This is a genomic window from Nonomuraea sp. NPDC050547 (genome assembly GCF_044457345.1).
GTDB lineage: Bacteria > Actinomycetota > Actinomycetes > Streptosporangiales > Streptosporangiaceae > Nonomuraea.
In genome coordinates this window covers 1-1,832 of record NZ_JBITGW010000049.1, presented here as the reverse complement: position 1 = coordinate 1,832, position 1,832 = coordinate 1, and the positions used below count along the sequence as shown (strand labels likewise).

The 1,832-nt window shown below is 59.3% G+C and carries 1 rRNA gene; it reads left to right on the top strand.

From position 1 onward, the window contains the following. The first annotated feature begins 107 nt into the window (after positions 1 to 107). A 16S ribosomal RNA gene (locus tag ACIBHY_RS54710) occupies positions 108 to 1,632 on the top strand. Positions 1,633 to 1,832: the final 200 nt, after the last annotated feature.

The following is a 1,832-nucleotide window of genomic DNA, read 5'->3' as shown; positions in this document are numbered from 1 at the left end:
ACGCGTCCGTTTCTTGAGAACTCAACAGTGTGTTAAAAGCCAGTGCATGAAGTATTTCATGCAACACCTCGTCTGGAATATGATGAGTTTTTGCTAGTTTCAAACATCTTATGGAGAGTTTGATCCTGGCTCAGGACGAACGCTGGCGGCGTGCTTAACACATGCAAGTCGAGCGGAAAGGCCCTTCGGGGTACTCGAGCGGCGAACGGGTGAGTAACACGTGAGCAACCTGCCCCTGACTCTGGGATAAGCCCGGGAAACTGGGTCTAATACCGGATACGACCGCCCCCGGCATCGGGTGGTGGTGGAAAGTTTTTTCGGTTGGGGATGGGCTCGCGGCCTATCAGCTTGTTGGTGGGGTAGTGGCCTACCAAGGCGACGACGGGTAGCCGGCCTGAGAGGGCGACCGGCCACACTGGGACTGAGACACGGCCCAGACTCCTACGGGAGGCAGCAGTGGGGAATATTGCGCAATGGGCGAAAGCCTGACGCAGCGACGCCGCGTGGGGGATGACGGCCTTCGGGTTGTAAACCTCTTTCAGCAGGGACGAAGTTGACGTGTACCTGCAGAAGAAGCGCCGGCTAACTACGTGCCAGCAGCCGCGGTAATACGTAGGGCGCAAGCGTTGTCCGGAATTATTGGGCGTAAAGAGCTCGTAGGTGGCTGGTCGCGTCTGCCGTGAAAGCCCGCAGCTTAACTGCGGGTCTGCGGTGGATACGGGCCGGCTAGAGGTAGGTAGGGGCAAGTGGAATTCCTGGTGTAGCGGTGAAATGCGCAGATATCAGGAGGAACACCGGTGGCGAAGGCGGCTTGCTGGGCCTTACCTGACGCTGAGGAGCGAAAGCGTGGGGAGCGAACAGGATTAGATACCCTGGTAGTCCACGCTGTAAACGTTGGGCGCTAGGTGTGGGGATCTTCCACGATCTCCGTGCCGGAGCTAACGCATTAAGCGCCCCGCCTGGGGAGTACGGCCGCAAGGCTAAAACTCAAAGGAATTGACGGGGGCCCGCACAAGCGGCGGAGCATGTTGCTTAATTCGACGCAACGCGAAGAACCTTACCAAGGCTTGACATCGCCCGGAAAGCTGCAGAGATGTGGCCCTCTTCGGATCGGGTGACAGGTGGTGCATGGCTGTCGTCAGCTCGTGTCGTGAGATGTTGGGTTAAGTCCCGCAACGAGCGCAACCCTTGCTCCATGTTGCCAGCACGCCTCTTCGGAGGTGGTGGGGACTCATGGGGGACTGCCGGGGTCAACTCGGAGGAAGGTGGGGATGACGTCAAGTCATCATGCCCCTTATGTCTTGGGCTGCAAACATGCTACAATGGCCGGTACAGAGGGCTGCTAAACCGCAAGGTGGAGCGAATCCCTAAAAGCCGGTCTCAGTTCGGATTGGGGTCTGCAACTCGACCCCATGAAGTCGGAGTCGCTAGTAATCGCAGATCAGCAACGCTGCGGTGAATACGTTCCCGGGCCTTGTACACACCGCCCGTCACGTCACGAAAGTCGGCAACACCCGAAGCCCGTGGCCCAACCACCTCGTGTGGGGGGAGCGGTCGAAGGTGGGGCTGGCGATTGGGACGAAGTCGTAACAAGGTAGCCGTACCGGAAGGTGCGGCTGGATCACCTCCTTTCTAAGGAGCATCTTCCATCGCTTCACCACCGCACGTGTGGTGGCGTGGACAGCTCACTAGTGGAGCACTGGCTACTCGGATCAGCGTGACCGCTGCCCGGCAAGTACCGCCCTCCCCTGCGGAGGGAGTGGGAACGACGGAGCCAGGGGTTGCGAGGGTTCGGACACACTGTTGGGTCCTGAGGAAACGGACCGAGGATC